This window comes from Pseudomonas sp. No.21 (assembly GCF_054558415.1).
In genome coordinates this window covers 322219-340693 of sequence record NZ_BAAJNO010000008.1, presented here as the reverse complement: position 1 = coordinate 340693, position 18475 = coordinate 322219, and the positions used below count along the sequence as shown (strand labels likewise).

Here is an 18475-nt window from a genome sequence, read left to right as displayed (position 1 = left end):
AGCATGGACATAGAAATTCCGGGGTATGAAATCGAACGCGAGCTGGGCGACGGCGCGATGGCCGTGGTCTACCTGGCCACCCAGCGTTCGCTGGAGCGCAAGGTCGCGTTGAAGGTGATGGCCGCGGCGCTGGCCGCCGACGCCAGCTTCTGCGAACGCTTCCTGCGCGAGGGCAAGACCCTGGCGCGGCTGTCGCATCCGCACACCGTCACCATCCACGACATCGGCAACGTCGGCAGCCTGTACTACATGGCCATGGAGTACCTGCCCAACGGCACGCTGAAGGAGCGCATCAGCGCCGGCCTCAGCCCCGAGCAGGGCCTGGTGTGGCTGCGCCAGATCGCCTCCGCGCTGGGCTACGCCCATGCCCAGGGCCTGGTGCATCGCGACGTCAAGCCGGCCAACATCCTGTTCCGCGCCGACGGTGGCGCGGTGCTCTCGGACTTCGGCATCGCCAAGGCGCTGGACGACCGCACCCAGTTCACCCAGGCCGGCTTCGCCGTCGGCACCCCCAGCTACATGAGCCCCGAGCAGGCGCGCGGCCTGGAGATCGACGGCCGCGCCGACCTCTACGCCCTGGGCGTGGTGCTCTACGAAATCCTCACCGGCAAGCTGCCCTACGTCGGCTCGGACTCGCTGTCCACCGCCCTGGCGCACCTCACAGAGCCGCTGCCGGAGCTGCCCATCGCCCAGGGCCGCTACCAGGAGATCCTCACCCGCCTGCTGGCCAAGGACCCCAAGGACCGCTACCCGGATGCCGCCGCGCTGATCGCGGCCCTCGACCGCCTGCCGAGCCTGCCCACGGCGGCCCCGGCCGACGACGATGGCGCCACCCAGTTCCGCCCCCTCGGCCTGCCGCCGACCCCACCCGCCGCGCCGACCGGCAGCGGCATGACCGGGCTGACCCCGGTCTCGGTGACCATGCCCCCACTGGACGCCCCCGCACCGCCGACCCAGGTCACGCCGCCGGCGACACCCCCGGCCACGCCGCCCAAGAAGGGCAAGCGCGCCTCGGTGCTGGACACCGAACTCAGCGCCGCTGCCGGCCAGCCCACCAGTGGCCCCAACCGCGCACCGCTGATCGCCGCCGGCCTGGCCGTGCTCGGCCTCGCCGGCATCGGCGGCGGTGCCTACTGGTGGCTGAACCAGTCGCCGGCCAAACCCGACACCGCCCAGGTCGACGGTGGCCAGGTCGACGGCGGCGCCACCGGTACGCCAGGCAGCGAAGGCGACCAGCCGGCAGACAGCGGTTCCAGTGCTGACGCCAAGCCCGTGGGCAACCAGGACGGTGGCAGCCGTCCGCTGATCATGGCCGGCAAGAAAACCCTCTTCGAGCGCGTGCTGAGCAAGCCCGGCGCACGCTTCGCCAGCGCCCCCGGCGCCGAGGCCGACGGCGCGCCGGTGCCGGCCTTCTCGGTGTTCTACGTGTACGCGCGCAAGGTCGTGGGCGGCACGCCCTGGGTCGAAGTGGGGGCCTCCAGCGATGGCCACCGCGATGGCTGGCTGCCCCTGGACAAGCTCAGCGACTGGAAGCAGAGCCTGGTGCTGAAGTTCACCGAACGCTCCGGCCGCTCGCCGGTGATGTTCCTGCGTGACCCGGAGCAGGTGGAGCTCTACCTCGCCGACTCCAGCAAGGCGCGCAACGCCGTGCACCAGGCCCAGTTCGGCGACAGCACCGACCCGGAGATCGTCGCCATCGAGCCGGCCGCCAGCGCCATCCCCCAGGACCAGTTCTACCTGCTGCCGATCTTCGATTCCCGCGAAAGCTTCGACGCCAGCGGCCAGCCGGTGCAGCTGCTCAACGTCGCCTCCATCGACCCGGGCGACACGCCCCAGGTGAAGGGCGAGGGCAGCGCGCCGGCGGCGAAGACCGATGCCTTCCGCACCGCCATCGTGCTGGTGGTGGACACCTCGGTGTCCATGCAGCCCTACATCGACCGCGTGCGCGACGTGGTGCACGAGCTGCACAACCAGATCGCCGCCCGGGGCGAGCTGGACAGCGTCAGCTTCGGCATGGTCGGTTTCCGCAGCAACACCGACAAGACGCCGGGCCTGGAGTACACCGCCAAGACCCTGGTGAGCCTGGACGAGGGGCGCAATCCGGACCAGTTCCTGCAACTGGCGCAGCAGGTCAAGGCCACCAACGTCTCCAGCCACGACTTCAACGAGGACGCCTTCGCCGGTGTCATGGAAGCGGTCGACGGCATGGACTGGAGCGGCTACGGCGGGCGCCTGATCCTGCTGGTCAGCGATGCCGGCGCGATCCGCAAGAACGACCCCCTGGGCCGTACCCAGATGAACGAGGCCGAGGTGCGCGAGGCGGCGCTGCGCAAGCAGATCAAGATATACGCCCTGCACCTGAAGACCGACGCCGGGAAGAAGAACCACGGCTTCGCCGAGCAGCAGTACCGCAGCCTCACCGCCGATGCCAACCCGCAGATCGGCGACCTGTACATCCCGGTGGCCGGTGGCGACGTGAAGAAGTTCGGCGACAGCATCGGCGAGATCGGCAGCGTCTTCGCCGACCTGGTGCACAAGGTGCGCAGCGACGCACCGCTGGAGGCGCCGGTGGCGGGCAACAGCATCGCCGCCAAGACCGCCGCCATCGGCTACGCCATGCACATGGACTTCCTCGGCCACAAGTCCCAGGCCCGCGCGCCGCAGCTGGTGACCGCCTGGACCTCCGACCGCGACCTGACCAACCCGCAGCTGCCGGCCTTTCAGGTCTGCGTGCTGCTGACCAAGCTGCAGCTCAACGACCTGCAGCAGTCGCTGAAGGTGATCGTCGACGCCGCGCGCCGCACCCAGAGCTCGCCCAAGGACTTCTTCCAGGAGATCGCCAGCGCCAGTGCACACATGGCCCGCGACCCCTCGAAACTGGCCCGTGGCAGCAACCTGGCGCAGAGCGGCATCCTCGGCGAGTACCTGGAAGGGCTGCCGTACCGCAGCAAGTCGCTGAACATGAACCAGGACCTGTGGCTGTCGTTGTCTGTGGCCGAGCAGGAGGACTTCATCGACGAGCTGGAGTCGAAGATCCGCCTCTACGAGACCTTCCACAACGACACCGCCAACTGGGTGCGCTTCGGCGACGCGGCGCCCGGCGACGCCCTCTACCGCGTACCGCTGTCGACGCTGCCCTGATGCTCAGGCTTCGTGACCTGCGCAAGACGCGGGGGCAGGGCGCCCAGCGCTACAGCCTGGAAATCCCCAGGCTGGACCTGCGCGCCGGGCAACGCCTGGCCCTGGTCGGCCCCAGCGGCAGCGGCAAGAGCACGGTGCTCGACCTGCTGGCGCTGATCCTCTCGCCGGATGCCGGCGGGGTGATGGAGTGTGAGCTGGACGGGCGCGTGCGCGACGTCGCCGCGCTGTGGAAGCAGGGGCGCAGCGACGAGCTGGCGGCCCTGCGGGGTCGCGGCATCGGCTATGTGCTGCAGACCGGCGGGCTCTTGGGCTACCTCGACGTGGCCGGCAACATCGGCCTGCCCCGCGCGCTGCTGGGCATGCCGGACGACGATACGGTGCGCCACCTGGCCAGCCACCTGGAAATCGCCGATCAACTGGGCAAGCGCCCGTCGGCGCTCTCGGTGGGGCAGCGCCAGCGCGTCGGCATCGCCCGCGCCCTGGCCCACCGGCCACGCCTGCTGCTGGCCGACGAACCCACCGCGTCCCTCGACCCGATCAACGCCGAGCGGGTGATGCAACTGCTGGTCGAGCAGGCCCGGCTCCATGACCTGTGCCTGGTGGTGGCGACCCACGACCAGGCCCTGGCGGCCCGCGCCGGGCTGAGCCCCTTGCCCCTGGCGCTGCAGCGGGGCGTCGATGGCGGCGTCACCGCCACCCTCGCGGAGGCCGGCTGATGCGCAAGGGCCTGCTCGCCGCACTGGCCTGGCACGACTACCGCAACGAGGCGCGGCTCTCGGCCTGCGCGGTGCTCGCGCTGGTCGCCGTGGTCGCACCGCTGCTGGTGCTGTTCGGCCTCAAGCACGGCCTGGTCAGCACCCTCACCGAACGCCTGGAGCGCGACCCCGCCGTGCGCGAGGTGATTCCCCTGGGCGGCGCCCGCTACAACCTCGCCAGCATCGCCGAGCTCGCCGCGCGCCCCGAGGTGGCTTTCGTGGTGCCGCGTACCCGGCAGATCGCCGCCACCGTCGACCTGCACGCCGACGGCGGCAGCCAGCCGCTGACCGTGGAGATGGTGCCCACCGCCGAGGGCGACCCGCTGGTGCCGCCCGCACAACTGCCCCAGGACAGCGGCGAGGTGGTGCTCAGCCAGCGCGCCGCCGAGCGCCTGGGGGTCAAGGCGGGCGACGCGCTCACCGCCGCTTTCGGCCGTTCCGTGTCCGGCACCCCCGAGTACCAGCGCACCCGCGTGAAGGTGAAGGCGGTGCTGCCCCTGGAAGCCTTCCAGCGCCAGGCCCTGTTCGCTCGCCTGGACCTGCTGGAGGCGGTGGAGGACTACCGCGACGGGCTGGCCGTGGAGCGCTTCGGCTGGCCGGGCCGCGAAGCCGCCAGCGGTGCGCGGGCGCGGGTCTACCCCGGCTTCCGCCTCTACGCGCGCGATCTGGACGCGGTGGAGACGCTGCGCCTGCACTTCGCCGGCCGCGACCAGGAGGTCGCCACCCAGGCCGAGGCCATCGCCCAGGTGCGCTCGCTCAGCCGCAACCTGACCCTGGTGTTCTGGATCATCGCCGGGCTGGCCCTGGCCGGCGCCTTCGCGGCGATGGCCGCCAGCACCCTGGCGGCGGTGGAGCGCAAGCGCCGCGAACTCTCGGTGCTGCGCCTGCTGGGCGTCTCCACCGCCGCGCTGGTCTCCTTCGTGGTGCTGCAGGCGCTCTATACCGGCGCCTTCAGCCTGGCCCTGGCGGGCGTGCTGTACCTCGCCGCCGAGGCCGGGCTCAACCGATTGTTCCAGTCGGCGGCTGGTGAATACGCCTGCCGCCTGCTGTTCTCCCATTACCTGCTGGCGTTGCTGGCGACCCTGGCCTGCAGTGCGCTGGCCGCGGCGACCGGTGGCTGGCGCGCGGCCCGAATCGAAGCTTCGGAAGGACTACGTGATGTTTAAGTTGCTGACAGTCGCATTCTCACTGTCCCTGGCGGTGGCCACGGCGCACGCCGAGCCGAACCCGCTGTACAACCCCAAGCCGCTGCCGGACGACGTCAGCCTGCCGCTGCCCTGCGAAGGCGAGATGGTGTTCCGCTACGTCTACGTGCTGGCCAAGGGCACCCTGGACGACCGCGAAGTGAGCCTCGGCTACCCCTTCAGCGAGGGTGAGACCGGCTACCAGCAATCGTTCATCTCCGGCTACCGCCGCGACTTCATCAACGGCCAGTTCACCCTCTCGGACCTGTCCAAGGACTGGCAGTCCAAGCTTTCCGCCAGCCTGCCGAAGCCGGAGAAGGGCACGCCGCTCAAGCCGATGCTGTACTTCGTCGGCAAGTACGAAGTGACCCAGCGCCAGTACGACCTGGTGATGGCCCAGGCCGCTTCCCTGGCCGGCCAGGGTGAGCCGCCGGCCTGCGAGCCGGCCCCGGCGGGCATGGCCTCGCGCCTGCCCAAGGTCAAGCTGTCGCGCTTCGAGGCCGAGCGCTTCGGCGCGGTGTACAGCGCCTGGCTGCTGAAGAACCACCGCGACCTGCTGCCCATCAGCGGTCGGGGCGGCAAGGCCGAGGACGGCGGCGTCGGCTTCGTGCGCCTGCCCACCGAGGTGGAATGGGAGTTCGCCGCCCGTGGCGCCCACGCGGTGAGCCGCCAGGAGCTGGAGGCACGGCTGTTCCCGCGCAAGCAGGAAGGTGCCGAGGGCGACGGCCCGCTGGGTGACTGGGCGGTGTACAACCAGGTCGCCGGCGGCACCGGCCAGGCCGCGCGCCTGTTGCCCATCGGCCTGAAGAAGCCCAACCCCATCGGCCTGTTCGACGTCATCGGCAACGCCGCCGAGATGGTCCAGGAATCCTTCCAGCTGGTGCATGCCGGGCGCCGTCAGGGCACCTACGGTGGCTTCGTGGTCAAGGGCGGCAACTACCTGGAAGGGGAGATGACCCTGTTCACCGGCATGCGCCGCGAGTACCCGCTGTTCGCCGCCGACGGCACCGAGCAGCAGAACGAGACCACGGGCTTTCGCGTGGCCATCGGCGCGCTGTCGGCCCCGCGCTCGCGCTACAAGGACCTGTTCGAGCAGTGGAAGGCCGAGGGCCGCGCCTCCTCGCTCACCGACGAGATCGCCGACGACCAGGACCCGACCCAGCTGCTCGACAGCATCATCGCCAGCAGCGCCGACCCCGAGCTTCAGGGGCGCCTGGCGCTGGTCAACGAGGAGCTCAAGCGCAACATCTCGCTGATCGCCAAGCAGCGCGAGGAGGCGGCCGGCAACCTGATCCAGTCCGCCGCCCTGGTGGCCGAGACCATCAACAACTACAACATCCGCCTGACCAACCTGAAGAAGAGCCGCGACCAGGCCAAGGCGGCCAAGGACGACGCCTCGGCCAAGCTCTACGAGAGTGCGATGGCCAACGGCAAGACGGCACTCGACGGCGCCGTGGCGATCTATATTGACAACCTGGCGACCGGTACTCGCTATACCGATGCGGTGATCCAGGCGCAGTTCCAGCGGACCAAGGAAGAACTCAACCGCAACCCGGTGCTGGGCAAGAGTCTCGTGACGCGCGCCACGCTTTTCGTCAAGCATGTGGGCGAGTATCGTCAGCAGCGCAGGGCGGACCCGGAAGCGATTCTGAAAGAACTGCTCGGCCCCTGAGGCCACGCGACAAGGACGGCGTTTTAGGTGGCTTCCGTGAAGCCTTAATGGATTGGCAAGCCACTGAGAAGCGTAAGCGAGGCCGCCAGCGCAAGGCGAAAGCAGGTGAGAAAGCGGAGTCTACGAGCTGTAGATGAGCATTTCGAGACTGTTTTCAACGCTGCGATGGCAACGCAGATAGCTTCTCAGCGGCTTGTTAGACACACTCAAGAACGAGAGCAATGACCATGGCAACCCCACGCAACATTCCCGCATTTTCCGCAGTACGCACCGCACTGTTCACCGCCGTCACCTGCACCAGCGTGCTGCTCACCGGCTGCGCCGGCATGGGCGCCCCCAGCTCCAAGGTCGCGGCCAGCACCAAGGCCGAGTACTACCCGCAGTGCTACCAGCCGGTCAGCCAGCTGCGCGCCTCCGACCAGGCGATGACCCAGTCGGTCGCCACCGGCGCCATCGCCGGCGGCGTGATCGGCGCCCTGGCGGGCGGCCTTTCCGGCGGTGACCACGCCGGCCGCAACGCGCTGATCGGCGCAGCGGGCGGTGCCCTGGTGGGCGGCGCAGCGGGTTACTACAGCGCTCGCCAGCAGCAGATCGCCGACGACAACGCGCGCATTGCCTCCTACGCCAGCGACATCGATCGCAGCAGCGGCGAGATCGACCGCAGCATCAAGTACGCCAGCGCCGCGCAGAACTGCTACCAGCGCGAATTCGCCAACCTGCAGGCCTCGCGCAAGGCCAAGACCGTCAGCGAGACCGAAGGCCGCCTGCGCCTGGCCGAGATCGTCAGCGGCCTGAACGAAACCAACGCCCTGATGGCCGCCGTCGACGGTCGTGCCGGCGAGAACATCAACACCTACACCCAGGCCTACGAGAAAGACCTGCAGACCGTCGGTGTCGAGCGCAAGGACGTGAGCCAGGTCGTCGCCGCCGAGACGCCGGTCACCCCGGCCACCACCAAGACGTCGACCAAGACCACCACCAAGACCACCACCCCGCCGAAGAAGACCACCACCACCGCCAAGGCGGTGCCGAAAGAGGCGGTGAGCACCGAGCGCACCCTGCAACAGGCCGAGGCCAAGCGCGCCGAAAGCCAGAAGGTCGCCAGCCGTGGCCAGACCATGGTCAGCGACGTGTGCAACAGCCCCGACATGGGTGACTGGGCCCCGGCCAGCTGCGCCTCCAAGGCCTGACCCCTCGGCAGGCCCCTCCAGCCCGCCGCCTGCATCACCCGCCCGCCCGGGCGGGTGATTGCCTTCCAGCGACAGCCCTTCGTTTTTCACCTCGTACCCGAGAGCGGTGCTGCGTGCCGCCGGGTGGCCCCTGGACCGTGCCGGGGGTGCCGGGCCGGCTCAGTGGCCCCGCAGCGTGCGGGTGAAGCGCTGGATGGTGTCCACGACCCGCTGGGCTCCCTCCTGGATGCTCTGGATGGCCCGGCCCGCCTCGTTGGCCAGGCGTACACCCTGGTCCACCTTCTCGCAGCTCTCGCGCATGCTGCCGACGGCTTCCTGGGCCAGCTCATGGTTGCGCTTGACCACCTCGACTATCTCCTCGGTGGCCCGTGCGGTGCGTGCGGCGAGGTTGCGCACCTCGTCCGCCACCACCGCGAAGCCACGGCCTTGCTCACCGGCGCGCGCCGCTTCGATGGCGGCGTTGAGGGCCAGCAGGTTGGTCTGGTCGGCGATGCCACGGATGGACTGCACGATGCTGTTGATCACGTCGGACTGCTGGCTCACGGCGCCGATCCGCTCGGCGGCATGGTTCAGCTCCCCGGCGATGCCCTGGACCAGCGCCACGGTGCGATTGACCACTTCTGCGCCGCCCTGGGCCTCGGCGTCGGTCTGTCGCGCGGTGTCGTAGGCCACATGGGCCGCTTCGGACTCGGCCTGCTGCTCGAGCACCTCGATGGTGATGTCGGAGGCGAACTTGACGATCTTGTACAGCTTGCCGCGGGTGTCGAAGACCGGGTTGTAGCTGGCCTCCAGCCAGATGACGCCACCGTGGCTGTTACGCCGTTCGAAGCGACCGCTGACGTACTCGCCCCGGTTCAGGCGCTGCCAGAACTGCTGGTAGCCGGGGTTGCCGGCTTCCTCCCTCGAACAGAAGATCCGATGGTGCTTGCCGACGACATCCTGCGTGCGGTAGCCCGTCACCGCGAGGAAGTTCTCGTTGGCGGCGACCACCTCGCCGGCCGGGTTGAATTCGATGACCGCCATGGAGCGGTTGAGGGCATTGATGATCGCGTCCTCCTCATGTTCGTGCATGAGGTTGGCGCTGATGTCGGTGGCCAGCTTGATCACCTTGGTGACCCGCCCGCTGGCGTCGCGTACCGGGTTGTAGGTGGCCTCCAGCCACACATCGTGCCCCTGCTTGTCCAGCCGCAGGAAACGCTCGCGGATGAATTCGCCCTGGGCCAGCCGCTCCCAGAAGCGCCGGTATTCGGCGCTGTCGGCCAGCGCGGGTTCGCAGAACAGGCGGTGGTGCCGGCCGGAGATCTCGTCCAGGCGGTAGCCCATGGTGCGCAGGAAGTTGTCGTTGGCCGCGACGATGGTGCCGTCGGGCAGGAACTCGATGATGGCCTGGGAGCGGTCCAGCGCGTCGCGCAGGGCGTGTGCCGTGGCCAGTTCATCCTGGCACCTGGCCAGTTCGTTTTTCAGGGCTGCACTGAACAGGATCATTTCACGTCGCTCCAAGGTGGCGTCGGGCGTGTGGGGGGGCTACACGCACACCCGGATTCAAAAGGGCCCAGCGGCACCGGCGACGGAGTGGGGAAGTCGCCGACTGCGCATCGCCGGGCCACGAACTCAGGGGCGGTCGCCCCTCAAAATCTGGGCCGGGATCTGCTCCAGGGGGATTTCGCGTCGCACCGCGTCCAGCTTGCGGGCTTCCTTGGGCATGCCGTAGACCACGCAGGTGGCCTCGTCCTGCCCCAAAGTGTAGGCGCCGGCTTCGTACATTTCCCGCAGGCCTCGGGCACCGTCATCGCCCATGCCGGTCATGATGATGCCGGTGGCGTTGGCGCCGGCGGCGCGGGCCGTGGAGCGGAATAGCACATCCACCGAGGGCTTGTGCCGGGACACCGGCGGCCCGTCGACGATGTCCACCACGTATTGCGCGCCGTTGCGCTTGAGCAGCATGTGGCGGCCACCGGGGGCAATCAGCGCGCGGCCGGGAATCACCCGGTCGCCGTGGCGCGCCTCGCGCACCTCGATCTGGCAGAGGCCGTCCAGCCGTGCGGCGAAGGCCGCGGTGAATTTTTCCGGCATGTGCTGGACGATGACGATGCCCGGGCAGACCCGGGGCAGGGCAGTGAGCACGTATTCCAGGGCCTGGGTGCCGCCGGTGGAGGTGCCCAGGGCGACGATGCGCTCGGTGGTGCGGGTCATGGCGGCCGGCCCGCCGGCCGGCAGGATGGCGTCGGCGCTGAGCTTGGGCGCCACGGCCGGCGTGGCGGACGCGGGGGCGCCGGGCAAGCGCTTGAGGCGCGCCTGTGACGCGGCCTTGATGGCCCCCACCAGCTCCTCGGTGGCCTCGATGAGGAACTGGCGCAGGTTGCCCTGGGGCTTGGTGACGATGGCCACGGCACCGGCGGCCAGGGCCTCCATGGTGGTGGCCGCGCCTTTCTCGGTCAGGGTCGAGCAGATCACCACTGGCGTGGGTCGCTCCACCATCAGCTTCTTCAGGAAGGAGATGCCGTCCATGCGCGGCATCTCCACGTCCAGCACGATCACGTCCGGCCAGTTGCGGTTCATCCGCTCCAGGGCGAACAGCGGGTCGGCGGCGGCACCGATCACCTCGATGCCACTGTGGCCGGACAGGCTGCCGGTCAGTACCTGCCGAACGACGGCGGAGTCGTCGACGATCATCACCTTGATCTTGTTCATGGCGAGCAGGCCTCGTAGCGCCGACTGGCAAGTTGTTGCGGGTTGGGGTGGCGGAGCGCGACGTTGCCGCTCCACACGTCGAAGATCAGGTTGCGGTAGCCCTCGCCGCCGACGTGGCGGGCGTGGCAGGCGAGCCCGTGGGCGGCCAGCAGGGCCAGGCCGGCCTCGACGTTCTTGTGGCCGATGTGCCGGCGCTCGCGGCTGCCGAACATGTTGCCACCGCCGAACAGGCTGACCCGGTAGTCCGTGGCGCGGGTGCCGCTGTCGCGGATCTCCTGCAGCAGCTGGTGCAAGGCTTCGTCGGCGTAGCGCCCGTCCGGTTCGCGGCCCGGGTGGCGGCAGGTGGGCAGCATGTAGTGGCACATGCCACCCAGCAGCGCCTCGCGGTGCCAGAGCACGATGGAGACGCAGGAGCCCAGCAGGGTGCGCAAGCGGGTGTAGCGGTCGCCGAAATACAACTCGCCCGGCTGCAGGAACACCTCGATGACGCCCTGGGGCTTACGCATGGGGCCTCCGGTAGATCGACGGGCGCACCGATTGCAGCTCGTCACTGATGCCATTGAGGCTTTCCGAATGACTGACCAGGAAATAGCCGCCCGGGCGCAGGCGTGCGCAGAGGCGCTGCACCACCTGGCGCTTGGTGTCGGCATCGAAGTAGATCATCACGTTGCGCAGGAAGATCACGTCGAACACGCCCACGTCCGGCAGCGCGTTGTTGAGGTTGATCTGGCGGAACTGCACGCGGCGCTTGAGGGCCGGGTCCAGGGTGAACAGCCCTTCGTTGCGCCCGGTGCCCCGCAGGCAGAAGCGCTGGCGTAGGTTGCCGGGGATGCCTTCGGCGTCTTCCAGCGGGTAGAGCCCGGCCCGGGCCTTGTCGAGGATGCGCGTGCTGATGTCCGAGGCGAGGATTTCCCAGGGGCGGGCGGCAACGGCATCGGCCAGCAGCAGGGCCAGGGTGTAGGGCTCCTCGCCGCTGGAGCAGGCGGCGCTCCAGATGCGCAGCGGGCCGCTGCCGCTGCGTAGCTCCGTGCCGAGCTTCTCGCGCAGGAACTCGAAGTGCTTGGGCTCGCGGAAGAAGTAGGTCTCGTTGGTGGTCAAGAGGTCGACGGCGATCTGCAACTCACCCTTGTCCTTCATCAGCAACTGGTAGTAGTCGCCGTAGCTGCCCAGGCCGAAATGGCGCAGGCGCTTGCTGAGCCGGCCGGCGATGAGCTGGCGCTTGGCTTCCGACATGGCGATGCCGGCGATCTCGTGGATCATCCCGCGGAACTGCTGGAACTCGCGGTTGGAGAGGCTGAGATCGGTCATGGCGGGCTCCCGGTCAGGCCGACTGTTGCAGGTCGGCAGTGGTGCCGACCTCGGCCAGGCGCTGCAGGTCGTCCAGGGACAGCACCTGGCCGATGTCCAGCAGCACCACCAGGCGGCCGTCGAGCTTGGCCATGCCGCGGATGAAGTCGGTGCGGATGCGGGCGCCGAAGCGGGGGGCCGGTTCGATGTCCTGGGCGGCGATCTCGACCACGGCGTTGACCGCCTCGACGAGGATGCCCATCACCTGGCGCAGGTCGTCGCGCTCCACCTCCAGGATGACGATGCAGCTGCGCCGGCTGATGGCGGTGTGCCCGGCGCCGAGGCGCTGGCGCAGGTCCATGATCGGCACCACGCCACCGCGCAGGTTGATCACCCCCAGCACGCAGGACGGCATCATCGGCACCGGGGTCAGGTGGCCGTACTCGATGATCTCGCGCACGCTGCGGGTGCCGACGGCGAACACTTCGTCGGCCAGGGTGAAGGTCAGGTACTGCTGGGGCGCATCCGGCTGGGTGGTGTCGCCGGGGCGGCTGAAGACGCTGGACATGCTTCGCTCCTGGGGGGCACCGGCAGGTGCCCCGGTCACGGTATCGAAAGGTCGGGTCAGTGCTGGAAGCGGACGAAGCCGGCCGGTACTGCGTCGTCGAAGGCGTCGTCACGGTCCTCCACCACCCTGAGGGAGGCCTTGCGGGCCGCACCGGCCTTGCCCTTGGCACTGGCATCACGGCCGGCCTTGCCGGCGCTGGCGACCTTGAAGAAATCCATCAGCTGCTGCAGTTGCTCGGCCTGGCCGCTCATCTCCTCGGCGGTGGCGGCCAACTCCTCGGCGGAGGAGGCGGACTGCTGGGTGATCTCGCTGAGCTGGCTCATCGCGGTGTTGATCTGGCTGACGCCGGTGGTCTGCTCTTCCGAGGCGGCGGCGATCTCCTGCACCAGGTCGGAGGTCTTGGCGATGGAGGGCACCATCTGGTCCAGCAGGGTGCCGGCGCGTTCGGCCAGGGAGACGCTGCTCTTGGCCACTTCGCTGATCTCCAGAGCAGCCACCTGGCTGCGTTCGGCCAGCTTGCGCACCTCGGCGGCCACCACCGCGAAGCCCTTGCCGTGCTCGCCGGCGCGGGCGGCCTCGATGGCGGCGTTGAGGGCCAGCAGGTTGGTCTGGTAGGCGATGTCGTCGACGATGCCGATCTTCTCGGCGATGGTCTTCATGGCCGCCACGGTGTCGCGCACGGCCTGGCCACCTTCGTCGGCTTCACGGGCGGCCTTGCCGGCCATGCCGTCGGTGACCTTGGCGTTCTCGGTGTTCTGCGCGATGGAGGCGGACATCTGCTCCATCGAGGCGCTGGTTTCCTCCACCGAGGCGGCTTGTTCGGAAGCGCCCTGGCTCATGCTCTGGGCGGTGGCGGAGATCTGCTCCGAGGCGCTGGTCAGCGAGTCGGCGTTGCTGCGCACCTCGCCGATGATCTGGCTGAGTTTCTCCACCATGGTCTTGATGGCCGCCAGCATGCTGCCGGTGTCGCCGGGCTTGGTCTCGACGGTGGCGGTCAGGTCGCCGGCGGCGATGCGGCTGACCACGTCCACGGCGTAGGCCGGTTCGCCACCCAGCTGGCGCAGCAGGTTGCGAGTGACCAGGCCGCCGATCAGGCCGATCACCAACAGGGTGACGGCAGAGACCACGATGGAGATCAGGGTGGCCTGACCGAGGGTGGCTTCGGCCCGCTGGCCGCCTTCGGTGGCCATGCGGATGTTGTAGTCACGGTGCTTGCTCAGGGCCTCGTTGAGCGTGGCGATCTCGTGGCTCTGCAGCGCGACCATGCCGTCCCGGGCCAGCTCGTTCTCATTGGCCCTGGAATGGGCCAGCAGCTTGTTCACGCCGATGAGGAAGGCCTCGATGGCCTTGCGGTCAGTGGCCAGCAGTTGCTCGTCTTCGCTGTCGGAGAGCAGCTTGGTGTAGTCCTCGATGGCGGACTGGATGGCGCCCTCGTTGTCGAGCAGGCCCTTGTCCAGCTCCTTCATGGCGGCCTCGTCGGTGGTGAGGATGTGGGTGTAGATCTGCTGGATATGCTGGTTGAGCGCATTACGCAGGGTGTTGATCACCACGATGCTCGGCACCGAGTTGATGTTGGCGTAGTTGGCGGCGGTGTAGACCTGGTTCATCTGCTGGTAGGACACCCCCGAGAGCAGGAGGATGCCGAGCAGGGCGGACATCACCAGGAGGATCATTTTCTTGCTGATGGTCATTTTCAGGACTCCTGTGCGCGTCTGCGCAATCAGACGAGGGACAGTCGGGGGGTGCTGCGCTGGCCAGCCAGCGCGGCGATCTGGTCGACGTTCAGCACCTGCTCCATGCGCAGCAGGGTGAGGAAGCGTTCGTCCACACGGGCGAGGTCTTCGATGTATTCCGGGGGCACGCGGCTGCCGAAGGCGGGGGCCTGGCGCAGGGCGCGCGGCTCGATCTCGGCGACGGCGGTGACGGCGTCCACCAGGGCGCCCATCAGCTGGGCCTCGTCACCGTCCTGCAGCTCGACGATGACGATGCAGGTGCGTGCGCCCAGTTCGGTGCTGCCGAGGCCGAAGCGCTCGGCGAGGTCGATGATCGGCACCACGGCGCCGCGCAGGTTGATCACCCCGCGCACCAGCGGCGGCATCATCGGCACCTGGGTGATGGCGTGGAATTCGAGGATCTCCCGCACGTAGCGGGTGGCGACGCCGAACAGGTCGCGGCCGACCCGGAAGGTCAGGTACTGGCGTTGCTCGTCGTCGACGAACTCCGGCAGGGGCAGGCTGGCGGTACTCATTGCAGGCTACTCCGTTGGCTGAGGGCGGCGCCGCTGGCGCCGGGGCGGCCAGGCTGCGCGAACTGGGCGAGCAGGCCGGGGATGTCGAGGATCAGCGCCACCGCGCCGCTGCCGAGGATGGTGAAGCCGGAGAGCGACGGCACCTGGCCGAACACCCTGCCCAGCGGCTTGATCACGGTCTGGAATTCGCCGTGGAGCTGGTCCACCACCAGGCCGGCGCGGACCCCGGCGTAGCTGACCACCACCACGTTCTCCCGGCGCGGGCGCGGGCTGGCTTCCTCGAACAGGTTGCGCAGGCGGATGAAGGGCAGCACGTCGCCGCGCAGGTCCAGCTGGTCGAGGTCGTCCAGGTCGCTGCTGGGCAGCTCGATGCATTCCTCCACCATGTCCAGGGGCACCACGTAGCTGGAGCTGCCGACGCCGATCAGGAAGCCGTCGATGATGGCCAGGGTCAGCGGCAGGCGGATGCGCACGCAGGTGCCGGCGCCCAGTCGGCTGTCCAGTTCCACCGTGCCGCGCAGGGCGGTGATGTTGCGCTTGACCACGTCCATGCCGACGCCGCGGCCGGAGAGGTTGCTGATCTGCTCGGCGGTGGAGAAACCCGGCTCGAAGATCAGGTTGAAGGTGTCCTTGTCCGAGAGCTGCTGGCCTTCGGTGACCAGGCCGCGCTGTACGGCCTTGGCGAGGATCTTCTCGGGGTTGAGGCCGCCGCCGTCGTCGCTCACTTCGATGACGATGCCGCCGGCTTCGTGGTAGGCGTTCAGGCGCACCACGCCCTGCAGGGGCTTGCCGCTGGCGCGACGCTGCTCGGCCGGCTCGATGCCGTGGTCCATGGCGTTGCGCACCAGGTGGGTGAGGGGGTCGCCGATCTTCTCCACCACGGTCTTGTCCAGCTCGGTGTCGCCACCGCTGATGTGCAGGACGATGTCCTTGCCCAGCTCCTTGGAGACGTCGCGCACCACCCGCTGGAAGCGGTTGAAGGTGGCGCCGATCTGCACCATGCGCAGGGTCAGGGCGGAGTCGCGGACTTCCTCCACCAGGCGCGAGAGGGTCTCGGCGGATTCGCTCATGTCCACCAGGCCGCAGCCCTGGGCGAGCATGCGGGTGTTGGCGCCGGCGATGATCAGCTCGCCCACCAGGTTGATCAGTTGGTCCAGCTTGCCGGCGTCGACGCGGATCAGGTTGGCCTCGCCACTGGCGCGGGCGGTTTCCTTGAGGGCCTTGCCCACTGCGGCGGTCTCGCCCGGTTCGGTGGCGGCCGGTGCCTCGGGGCTGGAGTCGGCCTGGGCTTCGTTGGCCTGCGGGGCATCGAGGCTGGCCAGTTCGGCCTCGCTCAGGGTGCCGCAACGCAGCAGGCGCTGGCGCTGGGCGTCGCCTTCGTCGGCCTGCTCGGCCAGCAGCTCGGCGTAGCGGGCGAGGGGGGCGCCGGGCGGCAGGATGCGGATGCGGCCGTCCTCGCGGACGAAGTCGAAGGCGCCCTCGATCACCGCCTGGTCGGCTTCGGTGGTGAAGGCCACTTCCAGGCCCAGGTAGCAGGCCTCCGGGTCGAGGGCGTCGAAGCTGGGCAGGTGGTCGATCACCGGCTCGATGTGCAGCAGGTCGCCGAAGGTCGCCAGGTAGCGCAGGAAGGCCACCGGGTCCATGCCGTTGCGCAGGCTGTCGGCACCGAAGCGCAGGGACAGGTGCCAGTGCCGGCTGGCGACGCCTTCGGCCGGAGCCGGGGTGCACCCGGCGGCGGTGGCGTCGGCAGCGGCGGCCGGGGTGGCGTCCAGGTACTGGCTGAGGCGTTGCACCAGTTCGGCTTCGTGGATGCCCATGACCTCCGGCAGCTCGGCCAGGTCGCGGCCCTCGGCGAGGTGGTTGACCAGGCCGACCAGGTGGTCGCCCACCAGCAGCATCAGGGCGCTGAGGTCGGCACCGAACGGCAGCTCGCCGGCACGGACGCGGTCCAGCACGCTTTCGGCCACGTGGGTGAAGGCGACGATGGAGTCGAAGCCGAACAGCCCGGAGGAGCCCTTGATGGTGTGGGCGGCGCGGAAGATGGCGTTGATCAGTTCGGGATCGTCCGGCGATTGCTCGATCTGCAGCAGGGCGTCTTCCATCTGCTGCAGCAGCTCCCGGCTTTCGGCGATGAAGGTGCCGATCACGCTGTCGAGGTTCATCAGTGCAGCCCTCCGATGGGGAGCAGGTCACGCAGGCCACTCAGTTGCAGGATCTCGGTCATGGCCGGGCTGGCCCCTTCGAGGCTGAGGTGGACGTGCTGGCGGCGGGCTTCCTGGCAGGCCGCCAGCAGCAACTGCAGGCCGGCGCAATCCACTTCCTCGATGGCGCTGAGGTCCAGGTGCAGGTCCACGGCCCCTTGCAGGGCGTTGGCCAGCAGCAGCTTGGTGTCGGCGGCGGTGTAGATGGTCAGCGCGCTGTCCAGGGCCAGGCGGCGGCTGCCATCGAGGGATTCAAGGGTGCTCATGGCGGTCTCCCGGTCAGGGCAGGATCAGTTTGGAAACGGCGGTGAGCATCTGCGCCGGCTGGAAGGGCTTGACCACCCAGGCCTTGGCCCCGGCGGCCTGGCCTTCGGCTTTCTTGGCGTCGCCGGCCTCGGTGGTGAGCATGATCACGGGGGTGAACTTGTAGGCCGCCAGCTGCTTGACGTTCTTCAGGAAGGTGATGCCGTCCATGTTCGGCATGTTCACGTCGCTGATGATCAGGTGGACCTTGCGGCCGTCGAGCTGGGTCAGCGCGTCCTTGCCGTCGACGCCTTCGAGCACGTCGTAGCCGGCGGTTTTCAAGGTCATGCCCACCACCTGGCGGATGGAGGCGGAGTCGTCGACGATGAGAATGGTCTTGGCCATGATGGGTCCTCAGAAGAAGGTGATGTCGGAAGCGGAATGGCTGGCGCCCGCGATGCCCGAGCCGCCCTGGCGGCCGTGGTGGATGGCGTGCTGTTCGGGAGTGGTGTAGGTGCTGGAGAGTTCGTCGAGCCAGGAGCGGGCGTCCACGTGGCGGGCGTCGTCCTGCTCCAGGTGCTGGGCCAGGCGGCCGATGTCGTCGCGCATGTGGCCGAGCATCTGGCTGACCCGGTCCTGGAACTGCAGGGCGACCAGCACCTCGGAGATTTCTTCGCCGACGGCGGCGTTGTCATTGCGCAGGGCGTTGCCATGCTCCACCAGGCGGGTGGCGCCGGAGCGGAACTGGGCGATCACCTGGCGGATCACCTGGCTGGCGTTTTCCAGGGTCCCGGCGTCGCGGGTGGCGTGTTCGTTGGAGACCTCCAGGGTGCGCTCGATGGCGCCGCTGACGGTCTCGATGGTGTCGCCGATGCGCTTGCCGGTTTCCTCGGAGAGGGTGGAGAGCTTGCGCACCTCGTCGGCGACCACGGCGAAGCCGCGGCCGGCCTCACCGGCGCGGGCGGCTTCGATGGCGGCGTTCAGGGCCAGCAGGTTGGTCTGCTTGGCCACATCGCCCACTTCCTTGGCCATGGTGCGCAGCTGGGCGGTGTAGCTGTTCAGCCGCTCCACCTCCTGCAGCAGGCTCTCCTTGCTGGAGAGCGCCAGGCGCAGCTGGCTGACGATGTCTTCGAGCTCCACCTCGCTCTGGGCCAGCAGGGTGACCAGGGCATCGCTGTCGGCCTGCATGCCGCTGGAGACGGCCTCGCTGATGCGGCCGGCGAGGCGGGCGAAGCGTTCGGAGAGGGCTTCGATGGCGGTCTGGGTCTGGTGGCGGGCGGATTCGATCTGCGCCG

General features: G+C 68.9%; 16 protein-coding genes. 5 read left to right on the top strand and 11 right to left on the bottom strand.

What is annotated here, in order from left to right; translation table 11 throughout:
- The first annotated feature begins 3 nt into the window (after positions 1-3).
- From ACYJSS_RS18955 to tagQ, 5 genes are all read left to right on the top strand, one after another.
- Positions 4-3141: a serine/threonine-protein kinase gene (locus ACYJSS_RS18955; RefSeq protein WP_236204806.1), complete on the top strand. Its 3138-nt coding sequence runs from the start codon at positions 4-6 to the stop codon at positions 3139-3141.
- Positions 3141-3857, top strand: coding sequence for an ABC transporter ATP-binding protein (locus ACYJSS_RS18950; RefSeq protein ID WP_275672213.1), 717 nt, complete (start codon positions 3141-3143; stop codon positions 3855-3857). The genes ACYJSS_RS18955 and ACYJSS_RS18950 overlap by 1 nt, the downstream gene beginning before the upstream one ends.
- Complete coding sequence (locus ACYJSS_RS18945) at positions 3857-5062, top strand: FtsX-like permease family protein (protein ID WP_236204807.1); 1206 nt, start codon at positions 3857-3859, stop codon at positions 5060-5062. The genes ACYJSS_RS18950 and ACYJSS_RS18945 overlap by 1 nt, the downstream gene beginning before the upstream one ends.
- Positions 5055-6752, top strand: a complete 1698-nt coding sequence (locus ACYJSS_RS18940; RefSeq protein WP_111264217.1) for a formylglycine-generating enzyme family protein — start codon at positions 5055-5057, stop codon at positions 6750-6752. The genes ACYJSS_RS18945 and ACYJSS_RS18940 overlap by 8 nt, the downstream gene beginning before the upstream one ends.
- A 227-nt stretch (positions 6753-6979) precedes the next feature.
- Positions 6980-7942 (top strand): type VI secretion system-associated lipoprotein TagQ, encoded by a 963-nt coding sequence (gene tagQ, locus ACYJSS_RS18935; RefSeq protein ID WP_111264221.1) that lies wholly within the window; start codon positions 6980-6982, stop codon positions 7940-7942.
- Positions 7943-8101: 159 nt separating this feature from the next.
- Here tagQ and ACYJSS_RS18930 read toward each other — a convergent pair whose 3' ends face one another.
- From ACYJSS_RS18930 to ACYJSS_RS18880, 11 genes are all read right to left on the bottom strand, one after another.
- Positions 8102-9421 carry a methyl-accepting chemotaxis protein gene (locus tag ACYJSS_RS18930; protein WP_459480352.1) on the bottom strand — a complete coding sequence of 440 codons (1320 nt, stop codon included), beginning with the start codon at positions 9419-9421 and terminating at the stop codon, positions 8102-8104.
- Positions 9422-9553: 132 nt separating this feature from the next.
- Entirely contained in the window at positions 9554-10633 is a 1080-nt protein-coding gene (locus ACYJSS_RS18925) for a protein-glutamate methylesterase/protein-glutamine glutaminase (protein WP_021217491.1), read from the bottom strand.
- Positions 10630-11139 (bottom strand): chemotaxis protein CheD, encoded by a 510-nt coding sequence (locus ACYJSS_RS18920; RefSeq protein ID WP_111264215.1) that lies wholly within the window; start codon positions 11137-11139, stop codon positions 10630-10632. Before ACYJSS_RS18920 ends, ACYJSS_RS18925 begins: the two co-directional genes overlap by 4 nt.
- Positions 11132-11941 (bottom strand): CheR family methyltransferase, encoded by an 810-nt coding sequence (locus ACYJSS_RS18915; protein WP_236204808.1) that lies wholly within the window; start codon positions 11939-11941, stop codon positions 11132-11134. Before ACYJSS_RS18915 ends, ACYJSS_RS18920 begins: the two co-directional genes overlap by 8 nt.
- A gap of 13 nt (positions 11942-11954) precedes the next feature.
- Positions 11955-12488, bottom strand: a complete 534-nt coding sequence (locus ACYJSS_RS18910) for a chemotaxis protein CheW (RefSeq protein ID WP_111264213.1) — start codon at positions 12486-12488, stop codon at positions 11955-11957.
- A gap of 56 nt (positions 12489-12544) precedes the next feature.
- Positions 12545-14179 (bottom strand): methyl-accepting chemotaxis protein, encoded by a 1635-nt coding sequence (locus ACYJSS_RS18905; RefSeq protein ID WP_236204809.1) that lies wholly within the window; start codon positions 14177-14179, stop codon positions 12545-12547.
- Between the two features lie 29 nt (positions 14180-14208).
- Positions 14209-14736 carry a chemotaxis protein CheW gene (locus ACYJSS_RS18900; RefSeq protein WP_111264211.1) on the bottom strand — a complete coding sequence of 176 codons (528 nt, stop codon included), beginning with the start codon at positions 14734-14736 and terminating at the stop codon, positions 14209-14211.
- Entirely contained in the window at positions 14733-16898 is a 2166-nt protein-coding gene (locus tag ACYJSS_RS18895; RefSeq protein ID WP_236204810.1) for a chemotaxis protein CheA, read from the bottom strand. Before ACYJSS_RS18895 ends, ACYJSS_RS18900 begins: the two co-directional genes overlap by 4 nt.
- Positions 16898-17203 (bottom strand): STAS domain-containing protein, encoded by a 306-nt coding sequence (locus ACYJSS_RS18890; RefSeq protein WP_111264209.1) that lies wholly within the window; start codon positions 17201-17203, stop codon positions 16898-16900. The genes ACYJSS_RS18895 and ACYJSS_RS18890 overlap by 1 nt, the downstream gene beginning before the upstream one ends.
- A gap of 13 nt (positions 17204-17216) precedes the next feature.
- Positions 17217-17585, bottom strand: coding sequence for a response regulator (locus ACYJSS_RS18885; RefSeq protein WP_021217483.1), 369 nt, complete (start codon positions 17583-17585; stop codon positions 17217-17219).
- 9 nt (positions 17586-17594) lie between these two features.
- Positions 17595-18368, bottom strand: a complete 774-nt coding sequence (locus ACYJSS_RS18880) for a methyl-accepting chemotaxis protein (RefSeq protein WP_371921736.1) — start codon at positions 18366-18368, stop codon at positions 17595-17597.
- Positions 18369-18475 lie beyond the last annotated feature (107 nt).